We start from the raw sequence: 14,155 nt of genomic DNA on the forward strand, positions 1-14,155 counted from the left end.
TTATGCATAAGGGAGCGACAAAAGGAGGACCACCATGGTCTGGAGAAAAAGCAGCAAGAAAGCAGTTTTTACTTTGTTCCTCATTCTATCTCTAGTAATTTCAAATGTAGGGATTGTTTATGGGCAAAGCGCATCCGATGTAAAACCAAATTGGGCGAAAGATTCGTTAACCCGTTGGTTGGACCAAGGATTGATTTCCGTAGATGCAAGCAAGAAGGTTAGGCCAGACAGCAAGGTAACCCGTGCGGAGATGGCAGCCTTAATAAACCGGGCGTATGGATTTACCGAAAAGTCCGAAGATAATTTCAAGGATGTTTCCCCGAAACGGTGGTATTATGCCGAAGTTGCTAAAGCAAAAGCAGCGGGATATTTATCAGGAAGTCAGGACGGCGCATTTAAACCCGAGTCCATTGTAACTAGGCAAGAAGCGGCCAAGATGATCAGCGATCTGATGAAATTGGATACGTTGAAAGCAGAAGGCGCTTTGTACGGATTCAAAGATGCAGACAAAATACCTAATTGGAGCAAACCTGCATTACAAGCAGTCAAAGCGGCAGGTTACATGAACGGATATTCCGATCAAACCATTAGGCCAAACCAACCTATCACACGGGCAGAAGCAGTAGTTATGTTAGATAAAGCTGTCGGCACACGAATCTCTACACCAGGGAATGTCGGACCGGAAACTGCAAAAACGATCCAAGGGAATGTTACCATTACTAAAGCGGGCATTACATTAAAAAATACTGTCATTGAAGGTGATCTGAACCTAACTGCAGGGATCGGCCAAGGTGAAGTATACCTCGATAATGTAACGGTTAAAGGCAGAACGATCGTAGCCGGCGGCGGTGAAAACAGCATTGTCGTTAACAATTCCACCTTAAATGTCACGATTGTAGATAAGGTTGCAGGAAAAGTTAGATTGTTTGCTAAAGGCAGCACTGTAATCCAGAATACGATTGTAAGATCTGCTGTTAAATTGGAATCCGACAGCAAGGAGCAAAACAAAGGCTTTGTGAATGTCGAACTTAGAAATAAGACCGTTGGGCAAAATGTCCAGCTGCAAGGACAGTTCACTAAAGTAACTGTAGTAACAAAGGTGACAGTAGAAGTGCTTGAAAAAACCGTAATCGGCGACCTTGAGCTTGCATCTGGTGCGGGGGAAAGTGCTGTATCTGTTAAGGATAGCGCCACATTGCTGAAAGTTGTATTAAATGCAGCCGTTTCAATTAAGGGAACTGGTACAATCAAGTTTGTTCTTGTAAATGTTAACGGTACAACCATTGAACTGAAGGTTGAGGCTTATGAGTTGGGCAACGTCTCGGTAACGATCACGATTAATGGAACTGTTGTAGTGAAAAATCCGGATAAACCGGGAACAAGTGTGCCTCAACAGCCTGCGAATCCAAATCCGAATCCGACTCCAAACCCGAATCCGGACGAAGAGCTGCCTGATCTTCCCGAGGCAGAAGGGATTTTCATTGTCGGTGATAAAGCTTACTCGTATATTTCCGGGGAAGTAGACTACAACCCACTTGAGATTTATCTTATTGATCCAGTGAGTGAGAGTGTTTACGAGACTACTTATTCGGAAGCCTATGGCCCTATTGGGGAATTCTCTATTAATGCCGGCTCTATTCCATCTACTGAGTATGTAGCAAGTCTAGAAAATGAGGATTATTATGCACTGTATGATGTTCCTCTGTTAGGATCCGAGTCCGTAAATGATGTTGTCTACGGACATGTATACTATGACGGTTTGGAGAAAATTAGCTATAAAATTAATAACTATACCGTAACTGATTTATCTGCCCAACTGCCTGCGAATGCTAAACCTCTGGCTAATGGTGATCAGATGACCCTGTTATTCGGAGATAACTTAACATTAGTAGCTTTGTGGAATGCGGCCGAAAATAAATGGGAACTGAAATCTATCAGCAGCGGATTAAGTTTAAGCGCACCACTGAATGTGAAGGCACAAACTGTAACCGATACGGATATTAATGTTACATGGAATGAAGTTCTTGATGCAGATTATTACTACATCTATTACAGCAATGCAGAAAATGGTATCTATACGCCTGTACTAGATCAGGAAAATAAGAAAGCTAAAATTACAGGCACTAGTTATCTTGACACGACCAATCTTCCTAACACTAGAAGGTACTATAAAGTGACAGCTGTGGTTGATGAGATTAGTTTGGAGTCTGCTAACAGCAAGGTTGCATTTGCGACAACATATTACAACAAGCATACAGCTCTAAACTTCACCGTAACAGACAGTGTGTATGATCCTGATTTTCCAATCATTTATATGACGGACAGAGCAGGTCAGAAAGTACACGCTTTCAATTATGAAACAAAAGAGCTGAAATCACTTGCAGTCAGCCTGCCGCCGGAAAGCATTACTTATGCTAATGGTGAACTGTATGTTGCGTTGCTCAAGATGGAGCATAACTCATATGCTTCTTCAGAGAGTGGAGCTATTGCAATTATTAATACTTCTAGTCTTGCACTAACTCAGACAATTGATATTGATCTAGACCCATATGATATTGCATTGGACCGCAAAGGTTATATCTATGTTTCGTCAGGTTCCAAACAGTGGACGACCATTAAGTCATTCTCTAAACTCGGGTTTCAGGTAGGAGAGAGCAAGATTAGGCAAAAAAGCTATATTCTTATGAACTCAAAGTTAGATCCAAATTTAGACAGAATATATGCAATCACAACCGATACTTCGCCGCGTGATATCAGTGCTTACAATATTACCAACGCAGGTACGTTTGTTGAGCCTTTTCATCCTGGTGGATACGATTCACCTTACCACGGCGATCATGCCATGACCGTATTAATGAAACTCTCCCCGGATGGAAAGTATCTGTTCAACGGGGCGGGAACCATTTTCCAAACTGCCAGCGTCAAAGCAGACGATATGAAGTATGTAACAAAGTTAACCACTGGATTTAGCGATGTGGCTTTCGATATCGCGAATAATCAATTATATACAATCAATAACACCAACGTAGTCGTATATAATTACAATGAATTGAAACCAACGGGAATCTATCACACCGATGGAGTAGGAAGCGGGTTATTCGAAGCAAAGAACCAGCTGATAGCCATTTCCGTACTTGGCGGCAAAACGATTATTGAGTACATCAAGAAATAAGAGGAATACGAGCTCTAACCTAAAGGCACCTCGGGCGCGCGAGCTCCTGAGGCTGCCTTTTTCATACAAATCGGGCATAGTTGAAGGAAAGGAAGCGAACATATATGAAGAGATGGTTATCGTTTTTGCTAATGGTAGCATTAATGATGCCTGTTACTTCCGTATTAGCGGAAACAGGTCAACAAGGTTATAGCTTTAAGGACGAGATGACAAAAGTCAATGTTTCAATGAAAGATGTGACATCTTTCAGCTTGTTGGAAGATTATTTGGCATACGAAAAAATGGAGAATAACACGACCCACATTTACCTTCAGAACCTGCAAAACGGTGAAATCAAAAAACTCACTTCGGACCAGAGTTATAAAAGCTCTCCAGTCTTATCCCTTACCCCGCGGGGGCTAATTGTATTGTGGAGCCAAAGCGGATATCCGGATAAAGAAGGATTAGTCATCTATGACGTCAACAGTCAGACCTCAAAATTGCTGTTGAAGGGGAGTTTCCCACAGTTAAGTGCAGAAGGTTCGTTGATTGCCTGGAGAGCCAAGGAGACCGGCTTTATCCAAATTTACGACATAGCAACAGGGGCCAAAGAAACATTAGCCAAAGGTTCTTATCCAGCGCTGAAAAAAGGGATCTTGACTTACATGAATGATAGAGGGCAACCGGCATTTTACCTTACGCAAACCAAAGAAACACGTATGCTTAAGAGTGCAGCGAGTTTTATAGATTCCTATGCGTTTACGGGAAGATATATTCTGGCCAAAAAGGTGATTCGTGAAACCATGTCGTTTGAGAGGTTTGATCTGCAAGAGCCAGAGCAAGTCGGTCAAAAGCTGAGTAAAGAAAGAGAAAACGCTATTACCAGACTCTATACAGGAGAAAGTTACGGAATTTGGGTAACGAAAACGGCTGACGGTAATGCAGAGCTCACTGGATCAGATCTTCTGTTTAAAGAATCATTCCCGGTTGCATTGCAGCCAACACCTGCTCAAAATATATTAGGCTTCCAAAAAGATGTACTGTATTATGTGGATAACAAAGGCACTCTCGTGAAAAGAACGATTGTACCTCCGGCTGACCGTTCCATTCGCAATGAGGAACCTGTAAATGTAATGCTTGATGGCAGTCTTCTGTCCTTAATAAATCCCTCTCAGTATAGTAAGGGTAAGTATTTTGTAGATGGTATCGCTGTACTTGAGAAGTCGGGCTTTAAAGTTAACTGGGATATGGGAACAAATCAACTTCGGGTTGAAGGTAATGACAAAGTCATGACGCTCACGGCGGATCAGAACACGATGATGGTCGACAACAGCCAAATTCAATTGGAGTCCGCTCCGATGGTTCGTTTTAATACTTTTTATATTCCAATCGAGGTACTAGACCACACAGGAACCAAGAAAGTTAGCGTTAAAAGAGACAAAGTTACGAAGATGTTGACCGTTTACATTCGTCCTTATGATACAGCTGACACTTTATATCACGAGAACGGTAGAATCAAATATAAGGGGCAGCTGGTGAACGGAATCAGACAGGGAACAGGCACTTCGTACAATGAAGAGAACGGCGGCAAGGAATACAGCGGTGAGTGGTTAAACGATAAAATGCACGGAAAAGGGACTATGTACAGTTTCTCGGGCAAATCGGTATTTTTCGAAGGCAACATGGAAAACGGGATGCAGCTGGAGGGAACTGAGTTCTACACAGGCACCCAAATTCCTCGTTTTAAAGGTAAGTACAGAAGGGGGCTTCCGTGGGAAGGCACGGGGCTTAATTTATACCCGGATGGTACAGCCTTTGCTTACCAGTTGAAAAGCGGTGCAAAGAACGGCAATGCTGTATTGTACAATTCTAACGGGACGATCAATCGGGTATTGGTTTATAAAAATGACATTGCTATTCAAGGTACATTCTATAAAAACGGTAAAGTAGTGTATAAAGGCAAAACGGATGAATACGGGGAACCTATCATAAAAGGAACTGTGAAGAAATAATCCTGTCAAGAGGTAAACCTTAAACAAATTCTCATCTTTTTCTAATAAACTCTGTAAAGTCCTTGGCAAATACAGGTTTCGGGACTTGTTGGTAAATGGTGGGCGATTCGTTCTGTGGTAAAGTGGGTACAGGCAAATCCCCATCACAATCACAGGGAGGACATCATGAAAACACATCTGAAAAAGAAAATTGGAAAAACGATGCTGGCTTTGGCGCTCGCCTTATCCGTGGGAGTGGGAAGCGAGGCTGCATTTACACCGCATAAGGCAGAAGCAGCCGTCTCGAAAGCGAGCCAAATTATAGCGACAGGCAAAAAATACCTAGGGGTACGCTATCAATTTGGAGCGCCTACCGGAAGCACACGCAGCTTTGACTGCTCTTCGTTCACTCAATACGTGTACAAGAAACATGGCATTAAGCTGCCGCGTTCGTCCAGAGACCAGGCTAAATCCGGGCGTTATGTATCCAGAAGCAACCTTAAGCCGGGCGATTTGATCTTCTCAGATACGAACCGGGACGGACGTATCAATCACGTATCGATCTATATCGGCAATAACAAGCTGCTTCATACATACCGTGTCGGCGTTGGGGTAACCATTTCCAAGTTCTCTGGCAGCATTTGGAGCAAAACTTATAAGACTGCCCGCCGCGTCATCTAACGGCAGGAACATAACCGAAAAAGCACATCACAGCCGGAAGCGGCGTGTGATGTGCTTTTTCTTATTTTTGCAGCAGTTCCACTGCAGTGATCACTTTCTCCCGCGTGTCCAGATCGACCGGCCGGCCGTGCGCCAGCTCGAGCGCCCAAAGGACGGCCCCTGTAGCCGGTGGTACATGCAGCAGAATGAAGTTGCATTGTTTTGAAGTAAGCTGTTTCACATAGGCTTTATACGTTTCCACCAGTACCGGGCTTTCCACCTTCACCCATATTGAGCCGGCGAGGATGATATCGACTTCAGGCCCAAAGTCCAGGTTATGCAGGCATCCTGCGGTGGAGTGAGCCAGCTGTTTTGCGGAGTTGTCGAGAACTGCCAACGCGGCAGGATCTTCGCGGTCCGCACAAGCGAACAGGATCTGAATCAACGGTGTGTAGGGGAGGGTTTTGTTCAAAATCCCTTCCCAGGCATACTCCATGAAGACTTCTTTGCCGGGTACCTGCAGCAGTTCCATCACAGGCCCCGTCATTGCGGTTTCAGGTCCCAGCCGATAAAAACTGTCATAAACGGCCCGCAGCGCTTTTCTGGCCAAGTAGTATCCGCCGGCCTCATCCCCGGCCAGTTCGCTGCCGATGCCGCCGACCTGCAGCCGCCGGCCGGTTGGCGAAATGCCGCCGGTTGCATGGCCGGAGCCGTTAATGGTGCAGATGCCGTATCCTTTGGGAGTTCCGGCTTTGACACCGAGGAAGGAGTCGTTATCGACGGCATAATTCGTAAAGCCGATCTGCTCGACCACTTCGTTCAGGCGGAGCTTTTGCGACGGAATGTCCGCACCGGCCAAACCGAACGCACCGGCAGCGACATGTTCCAATGTCAGCTGATTGCGTCCCAGTAAAAGGCTGATGTTCTCGTTCATGACACGCAGCGAGCTGGCATAGCCATCGGCAAACTGCTCATGGCTGCATGTGCCCGTACGAATGTGGTCTACCGCTTTTCCTTCCAGATCGAAAAGGAAGTAATCGGTCTTGCTGTTGCCGCCGTCGACGCCGATGACGTAGTTTTTGCTCATGGAACTATACCGTCCTAACTGCCGGGAAAAATTGCGGCAAATACTCCTTGTGCGCCTCTTTCAGTTCCTGGAAGCAGTCGTGTGCCGAGTTGTAGTCGCCCACCAGCGGGTTCATCAGCAGGGCCCTCATAGCCGCATCTTCACTTCCGGTCACAGCAGCGGCAACGGTTTCGCGCTCGTATGCTTTTACCATCCGCATGTAGTCGATGATGTGGCGGTTGTCGAAGCCCGGTACCGGAACAGGTTTGGCCCCGTCCTTGCCGATTACCGCACATACTTCCACTGCGTCGTTATCTTCCATGAACTCCAGGGCGCCGTTGTTCAGCAGGTTCACGACATGAACTTCCTGTTTGTCGTTATAAATGGCATCTACCAGACTGATGGCCACTTCGGAGTAGTTGGCGCCGCCGCGGCTGGAGAGCAGTTCCGGTTTAGAGTGAAGCTCCGAATCCTCATATATGCCCAATAGCTCTTCTTCGATTTGTATACATTTTTGTCCGCGTGTCAGTTCGCTTTCACTTAGAAGCTTCAGCTTCTTCTCTTTAAAATAGTAGTATTCTAGATAAGAGGACGGGATGGCTCCTACCATCTGTACCAGCTCTTTGGAGAAGCCGGAGGATGGAATGTTCTTCATAGCTTCACTGTTCAAGCCCATATCCAGCGCGGATTTCAGATAATCCGTCCCGTTCTCCTCAATGGCCGTAATCCAGCTCAAATGGTTCAGTCCCACATACGTAATATCGGGTTGGTTGAGATCTAGTGTTTCGCGGATGCTTTTGAACATATTGTACGGAACGTTGCACAGCCCCAGCATTTTCACCTTGGAGTGGTTAAGCAGCGCCTCCGTGATAATGCCCGCCGGATTGGAGAAGTTGATCAGCCATGCATTCGGGCATAGCTCTTCCATGCGTTTGGCAATTTGCAGCATGACCGGGATCGTTCTCATCGCTTTGAAAAAGCCGCCGATGCCGCACGTTTCCTGGCCGATAAGGTTATACTTCAGGGGAATGGTCTCGTCGAGCACCCGTGCAGGCAGTTTGCCTACGCGCATTTGGGCCAGGACAAAGTCTGCATCCGTAAGTGCCGTATCCAGGTTGTCGGTTTTTACGACGCGGCAGGAAAGGCCCGCTGCTTCGATCATCCGCTCGCTCAGATTGCCGACAATGGACAGCTTTCTTTCATCAATATCCATTAGAACGAGCTCGCTGATCGGCAGAACGTCCTTGCGTTTAATCATGCCTTCAATCAGCTCGGGAGTGTAGGTGCTGCCTGCGCCGATAATTGCTATTTTCAACTTGGTATTCATGATCGGATCACCCTTCCAGTCATCATTCAGTTTATCGTAAACGCTGTCATACTGATATTATATGATTATAGCACTACGATCTCAAAAATGTAATAAAATTTTATATAAATTATAATTTTAGAAATAAAATTTCCATTATCGCACTTTTCTGATATGATAGTTCATAGATTCACATTGTTTTTCTGGAAAAATAAGCTTATGATGAAATTGAAAATTATAGGATAAGTAGGGAATGTTCATGTCTATTCATGATAATATTTTGATCAAAATCCGTGATATGAAGGAAAGTCTGACCCCGGTCGAAAAGTTGGTGGCCAACTATATTTTGGAGCATCTGGAGGATATTCCGCATCTGTCGATCAAGCAGCTGGCGCAGCTGACGAACACAAGTGACGCTTCGGTACTCCGGTTCTGCAAAACGTTGGGATACAGCGGCTACCGCGGCTTTATTGTGAGTATTTCGGCTTCACTGGGTTCCATGGACGAGGCGGAGAAGGATCAATACACCGATATTCAGCCGGGCGACGAACTGCCTGTCATTATTTCCAATATATCTCGCAACAATATGAAATCGATAGAGGATACGATGCAGGTCATTGACAAGGGCGAGATTGCGCGTGCGGTTCAGGTGCTGCGGGAGAGCAAGCGGATCGCGTTTTTTGGTATCGGGGCTTCCGGTTTGGTAGGTATCGATGCGGAACAGAAGTTTTCCCGGATTAACAAAATGTGCCACACCTACACAGACGGCCACAGTCAACTGACAGCGGCTACGCTGCTGGAGAAGAATGATGTCGCCATCTTCATTTCGAATTCGGGCCGGACGGGGGAAATCTTGGACTCGCTGGAGATTGCCAAGAAAAATGGAGCCTGCATCATCGCCATTACGAAGTACACGAAGAGTGAATTAGCCGACAAAGCCAACATTGTGCTGAGCATTTCCACTCCGGAAGTGACCATCCGCAGCGGCGCAATGGGTTCGCGGATCGCTATGCTGACGGTGATCGATATTTTGTTCGCCGGCGTCGCCAGTGCGGAGTACAAAAACGTGAAGAAGTACCTGGCGAAGACGCACGATATTATTGCCAGTAAGCATCGGAATTAAAGCAGTGTTGCAATGTTGAGCGTTTGGGCTCCCCCGGGCCCATTGTGGAAAGGCACCTTCGGTGCCTTTTTTTGTTGTTATAGTCTACCGGAAGGCGGCTATGTCGGGTGAACCTCTCCATTTCCATTGCCGGAAAGTAACATCATGAGTGTGGCGGGCCGGAGGGCAGCTAGGATGCGGGCAATTTGGCCCTCCTTGGTCACTTCGAGCGAAATGTAGGGTAAATTCTGCCCCTTCACCCGCTATTAGGAGCGAAGTGGGTTGAATTAAGGTGTCTCTGATTCTCTAGCCAACCGGGCGTTGAATCTAGCAGCGAAACTAGCACCCACCAAGCCCCACAAAACCCATGCCAAATGGCGCATGATGGGTCTTGCTGTCTGTTTTTCAAAATAAAAAATCATAGATTTACTCCATAATAAAATAAAGTTTCAAAAAGTATTGACCATTTTGAAATAATTCGTTACGATAAATGCATGAAACAAACAACAAGAACAGGAGGATAGGCTATGGATGAGTATCTATCAGGATTAACAACTGAAGAAATCAACATGCAGACGTTCCAGATAGATGAATGCTCCACGGAACAAATGCTGCAGCTCATGCACGAGCAGGATGCCAAGGTTCCCGGCGCAGTGGCAGCGGAAATTCCGCAGATCACGGTGGCGGTCGACATGCTGCACCGCGTGCTGAAGAACGGCGGCAGAATGTTCTACATCGGAGCCGGCACTTCCGGCAGGCTCGGTGTACTGGATGCATCGGAATGTCCTCCTACCTTTGGTACCGATCCGAACATGGTGCAAGGACATATCGCCGGGGGAGACGAGGCATTACGAACGGCGGTGGAAGGGTTTGAAGACAACGCTGAGGAGGGGATCGCACTCATCGAGCGGTGCGGCGTAACAGATAAAGATGCCGTCATCGGAATTACAGCCAGCGGAAGCGCACAGTTCGTCATTTCCGGCTTACAGAGAGCCAGAGAGCTCGGTGCCGTAACGATTGGCGTAGTGAACAACAAGAATTCGAAGCTTGAACCCGTATGCGACGTATGCATCGCACCGGTTGTAGGGCCGGAAGTCATCATGGGTTCCACCAGGCTGAAAGCGGGCACGGCACAGAAGATGGTGCTGAACATGCTGACCACCACCGTGATGGTAAAGTTAGGCAAAACATACAATAACCTGATGGTAGACTTGAAAGCTAGCAACAAGAAATTGTATGATCGTTCTGTTCGTATTATCAGATCAGCTACAGGGGTCAATTATGAAACCGCTGCCGCGCATTTAGAGAGCGCTTCCAACAATTGCAAACTAGCGATCATGATGATCAAAACAGGGCTCAGCGCCGAAGCTGCGGAGCAAGCATTAAAACAATGTGACGGACACTTGAAAACAGCGATTAGCAAGTTTCAGAAAGTCGTATAGAGAAAACATTCCATTGGGAGGTCTTTATTCATGAAGAAGAACAAGCGCGTATTAACATCCGTTTTTGCCGCAACCATGGCTTTCTCCGTCCTTGCAGGCTGCGGAAACTCCGCAGACAACAACGGGAACAATGCAGCTCAGGGTAACGCTGGCGGAAATACTCCGAAAGCAGATGCGAAAGACACCATCACTGCGCTTCTGCCGCCGGTTTCCCCGAAATATCAAGAGAAACTTGAGCAGATTGCTAAAGATTTTAACGCGAAATACCCGAACCTGACGCTGAAAATCGAACCGGCCAGCTGGGAAGATATGACGCAGAAGCTGGATACCCAAGTGAACGCGGGCAGCCCGCCGGATATTGCCTTTATGGGTTCCGAAAGCATTGCTAAATATGCGGATCAAGGCATGGTCATGGACATTACGGATGCTGCGTCGCCTGACATGATTAACGACTTCGAAAAAGCTCCTTTGGAATACATGAAGAACGGCGACGGGCTGTACGGCTTCCCGGCCTACATGGAAATCCATGCACTGGGCGGCAACAAACAGTTCCTTGAGAAAGCTGGAATCGATTACAAAAAGGTGCAGCAAAACGGCTGGACTTACGATGAGTTCCGCGAAGCCGTCAAGAAAGGCGTAGTAACGGAGAACGGCAAAACCCGCTACGGTTTTGTATTCGCTGTCAAAGGGGTAGCTGCTAAGGATTACCTGGGCATCATGGCGAAAAATGCAGGCATGCCTCATCCATTTACTGAAGATAACAAATACGCTTATACCAGCAAAAACTATCTGGGCCTCCTGAAAGACCTGCGCCAGCTGATCGACGACGGTTCCATGCCGAAAGAGCTGAGCTCGGTAGATGCCGGCAAACGCTGGAACATGTTCCTGACGGGCCAGACGATGATTACAGGTAAAGGGCTGGCGACGTTTGAGAACTCTGCGAACCAGAACAATGCGAAGCTGGAAGCCAAAGATGCAAGCGCTGTAAAAGACAGCATTCCGGTGGATTACATCGTTCTGCCTGCTCCGACATTCCAAGACGCGAAGATCTCCACAGCAGCAGTGGTGGATGGCTACGTAACGTTCCGCGGCAAAAAAGAGCCGACAGCTGAGCACAAAGCAAACGTTGTTAAAGCGGCGTACTTCCTGGCCAGCGGCAAAGTGTCGGCAGAAACGAACAGCGAGCTGATGGTTCAGCCGATCACAGCAAGCGCCAAAGAAGCGGCAAAAAGCATGACTGTAGAGCGCAACCCGGATAACGTAGCGGCAGTAGAGTTTATGTTGAAAAACGCAACGCCTGCACGCAAGGACATTCCTGCTGAGCTGAGCGCGAAAGCGATCAAGCTGGAAACCGAAGTCATCGTGCCTAAATTCCAGGCGCTGATTGCAGGCGAGATCAAACCGGAAGACATGTATGAAGCTGTGAAACAAGCGGCTGTAGCTGCCTTCGGCGAAGACGGGATCGTGAAAGACTGACAATCGAACAAAGCATACGGTAATCCTTCGGATAGCCCTGTACCCTGAGCGGCTATCCGAGCTTTTTACCTCACAAAACTGAAGTTTCGAAACGGGGTAAGACATAATGAATACGGTGGTTAAAGCAAGAAAAAGAAGCAGGCTGGAATCAGACGGTGCCTGGGGATATGTGTTTATCGCGGTGGCGCTGACAGCTTTCGCCCTGTTTACCGCTTATCCTTTTGTGAGTGCATTTATTATCAGTTTACAGAAATACAAACCTTTGGGCTCTACTTTTATTGGATTGGACAATTACACGGCTACCTTTAAAGACGCGCTGTTTTGGAAATCGATGCGGAACACAGTGGTATACACGGTACTGACAGTGCCTGTGAATCTGTTCATCTCGTTTGCGATTGCCATTCTGGTGCTGCCGTTCAGCAAGAAGACACAATCGTTCTTTAAAGCCGTTTACTATTTGCCTGTCGTGGCATCGGGTGTCGCTCTGTCGGTCGTATGGCTGTGGATTTTTGACGCTCTTCCAGGCGGGATACTCAATCAGGTTATTCAGTTTTTCGGCCTTCCGAGCCAGAATTGGCTTGGAGCAAGTAAAACCTCCATGTTCTCTCTAGTGCTGATGTCCTGGCTTTCCAGCCATGGCACAAGCATCATTATTTACCTTGCCGGCCTGCTGGGCATTGACGAGACGTATTACGAGGCGGCGGAACTGGATGGGGCTAACTTTTTGCAAAAAGTATGGCATATCGTTATTCCGAGCCTGAGACCGGCGACGTTGTTCCTCTTAGTAACAGGGGTCATCGGATCGTTCCAGGTGTTCCAGAATGCTTACCTGATGACAGGCGGCGGTCCGGACAATGCCACTACGATGGTAGGTTTGCTCATTTTCAACAATGCGTTCACTTACTTCGAGTTCGGCAAAGCAGCAGCCCAGTCGCTCGTACTGGCTTTCATTATCGCAGTAGTTTCCTTTATCCAGTTTAAATACGCTGGCAAGAACGTCGAGTATTAAGAGGGGGATTCCAAATGGCATTATACAGCAATCATACCGGAAGACCCCGGGTCCGATATACACGGAATGCGATTATTTTTACAGCTTTGCTTTTGTTCGCCTTGGCTACGATTTTTCCGATTTACTTCATGGTCGTTTCTGCTCTTGGCGATCCGGTGGAAGCGGGTGCGGTCACGTACTCTATCCTTCCTAGTAAATTTACACTGGCATCGTTCAAATTCTTTTTTGATTATAGCGATTACTCGTACCGGTGGATTTTGAACTCCCTGATCGTAGCCGTTTCGGTTACGGTATCCAACGTAGTGTTTGCAAGCATGGCAGGGTTTGCGTTCTCCAAATTGAAATTCCGGGGCAAAAACATCCTGTTCGGCATCCTGCTCGTCTCGATGATGATTCCTTATCAGGTAACGCAAGTTCCGCTGTATATTTTGATGGTAAATGTGTTCGAATTGCAAAATACGTACAGCGCGCTCATTCTGCCGGGGATTGTAACGGTGTATAATATCTTCCTTGCGAAGCAGTTTATGAGCAGTATCCCGAATGAAATTCTGGAAAGCGCCAAGATGGAAGGGTGCAATCAGTTCCAGATTTATATGAAAATGATTCTTCCGCTATCCAAAACCGTACTGGCGGTCATGGCGATCCTGACGTTCATGGACAGCTGGAATACGTTCTTCTGGCCGCTGCTCATCACGAATTCGATGGAAATGCAGACGATTCAGGTCGGATTGAAAAATTTCCGCTTCGCGAACACCACCTATATCGCTCCGATGATGGCGGGCGCTGCGATTTCGGCCTTGCCGATGTTCGTCCTGTTCTTCAGCCTGCAGAAGTACTTCCTGGAAGGCGTGACGGTAGGAGCCGTTAAGGGCTAAGCGGTACATGAAGCAACTGAATAGTTATTAGTACGAATGACTGTGACAAGGTGCTTGTCGCAGTCATTTTGGCAACA

General features: G+C 47.1%; 10 protein-coding genes. 8 read left to right on the forward strand and 2 right to left on the reverse strand.

Features of this window, described 5'->3' with window-relative positions; all coding sequences use genetic code 11:
• Positions 1 to 34: 34 nt before the first annotated feature.
• From ACFSUF_RS17010 to ACFSUF_RS17020, 3 genes are all read left to right on the forward strand, one after another.
• On the forward strand, positions 35 to 3,172 hold the full coding sequence (locus ACFSUF_RS17010) for an S-layer homology domain-containing protein (RefSeq protein ID WP_377604620.1): 3,138 nt from the start codon (positions 35 to 37) through the stop codon (positions 3,170 to 3,172).
• Positions 3,173 to 3,276: 104 nt separating this feature from the next.
• Positions 3,277 to 5,163, forward strand: a complete 1,887-nt coding sequence (locus ACFSUF_RS17015; protein ID WP_377604622.1) for a stalk domain-containing protein — start codon at positions 3,277 to 3,279, stop codon at positions 5,161 to 5,163.
• A gap of 165 nt (positions 5,164 to 5,328) precedes the next feature.
• The gene (locus ACFSUF_RS17020) at positions 5,329 to 5,823 is read left to right on the forward strand and encodes a C40 family peptidase (RefSeq protein WP_377604624.1); all 495 of its coding nucleotides are present in this window, start codon (positions 5,329 to 5,331) and stop codon (positions 5,821 to 5,823) included.
• Between the two features lie 61 nt (positions 5,824 to 5,884).
• On the opposite strand, the gene ACFSUF_RS17025 is transcribed toward ACFSUF_RS17020, so the two are convergent.
• A complete protein-coding gene (locus ACFSUF_RS17025; RefSeq protein ID WP_377604627.1) occupies positions 5,885 to 6,889 on the reverse strand; it encodes an N-acetylglucosamine kinase in 1,005 nt (334 codons plus the stop codon).
• A gap of 4 nt (positions 6,890 to 6,893) precedes the next feature.
• Complete coding sequence (locus tag ACFSUF_RS17030) at positions 6,894 to 8,195, reverse strand: 6-phospho-beta-glucosidase (RefSeq protein WP_377604629.1); 1,302 nt, start codon at positions 8,193 to 8,195, stop codon at positions 6,894 to 6,896.
• A 238-nt stretch (positions 8,196 to 8,433) separates the two neighbouring features.
• On the opposite strand from ACFSUF_RS17030, the gene ACFSUF_RS17035 reads away from it, so the two are divergent.
• From ACFSUF_RS17035 to ACFSUF_RS17055, 5 genes are all read left to right on the forward strand, one after another.
• Positions 8,434 to 9,297: a MurR/RpiR family transcriptional regulator gene (locus tag ACFSUF_RS17035; RefSeq protein ID WP_377604631.1), complete on the forward strand. Its 864-nt coding sequence runs from the start codon at positions 8,434 to 8,436 to the stop codon at positions 9,295 to 9,297.
• A 506-nt stretch (positions 9,298 to 9,803) separates the two neighbouring features.
• Positions 9,804 to 10,718, forward strand: a complete 915-nt coding sequence (gene murQ / locus ACFSUF_RS17040; protein ID WP_377604633.1) for an N-acetylmuramic acid 6-phosphate etherase — start codon at positions 9,804 to 9,806, stop codon at positions 10,716 to 10,718.
• 30 nt (positions 10,719 to 10,748) lie between these two features.
• Complete coding sequence (locus ACFSUF_RS17045) at positions 10,749 to 12,194, forward strand: ABC transporter substrate-binding protein (protein ID WP_377604635.1); 1,446 nt, start codon at positions 10,749 to 10,751, stop codon at positions 12,192 to 12,194.
• Between the two features lie 106 nt (positions 12,195 to 12,300).
• Positions 12,301 to 13,203: a carbohydrate ABC transporter permease gene (locus tag ACFSUF_RS17050; RefSeq protein ID WP_377604637.1), complete on the forward strand. Its 903-nt coding sequence runs from the start codon at positions 12,301 to 12,303 to the stop codon at positions 13,201 to 13,203.
• 14 nt (positions 13,204 to 13,217) lie between these two features.
• Positions 13,218 to 14,078, forward strand: a complete 861-nt coding sequence (locus tag ACFSUF_RS17055; RefSeq protein WP_377604639.1) for a carbohydrate ABC transporter permease — start codon at positions 13,218 to 13,220, stop codon at positions 14,076 to 14,078.
• The last annotated feature ends 77 nt before the right edge of the window (positions 14,079 to 14,155 follow it).

The organism is Paenibacillus gansuensis (assembly GCF_042684925.1).
Taxonomy (GTDB): Bacteria; Bacillota; Bacilli; order Paenibacillales; family DY6; genus Paenibacillus_N; species Paenibacillus_N gansuensis.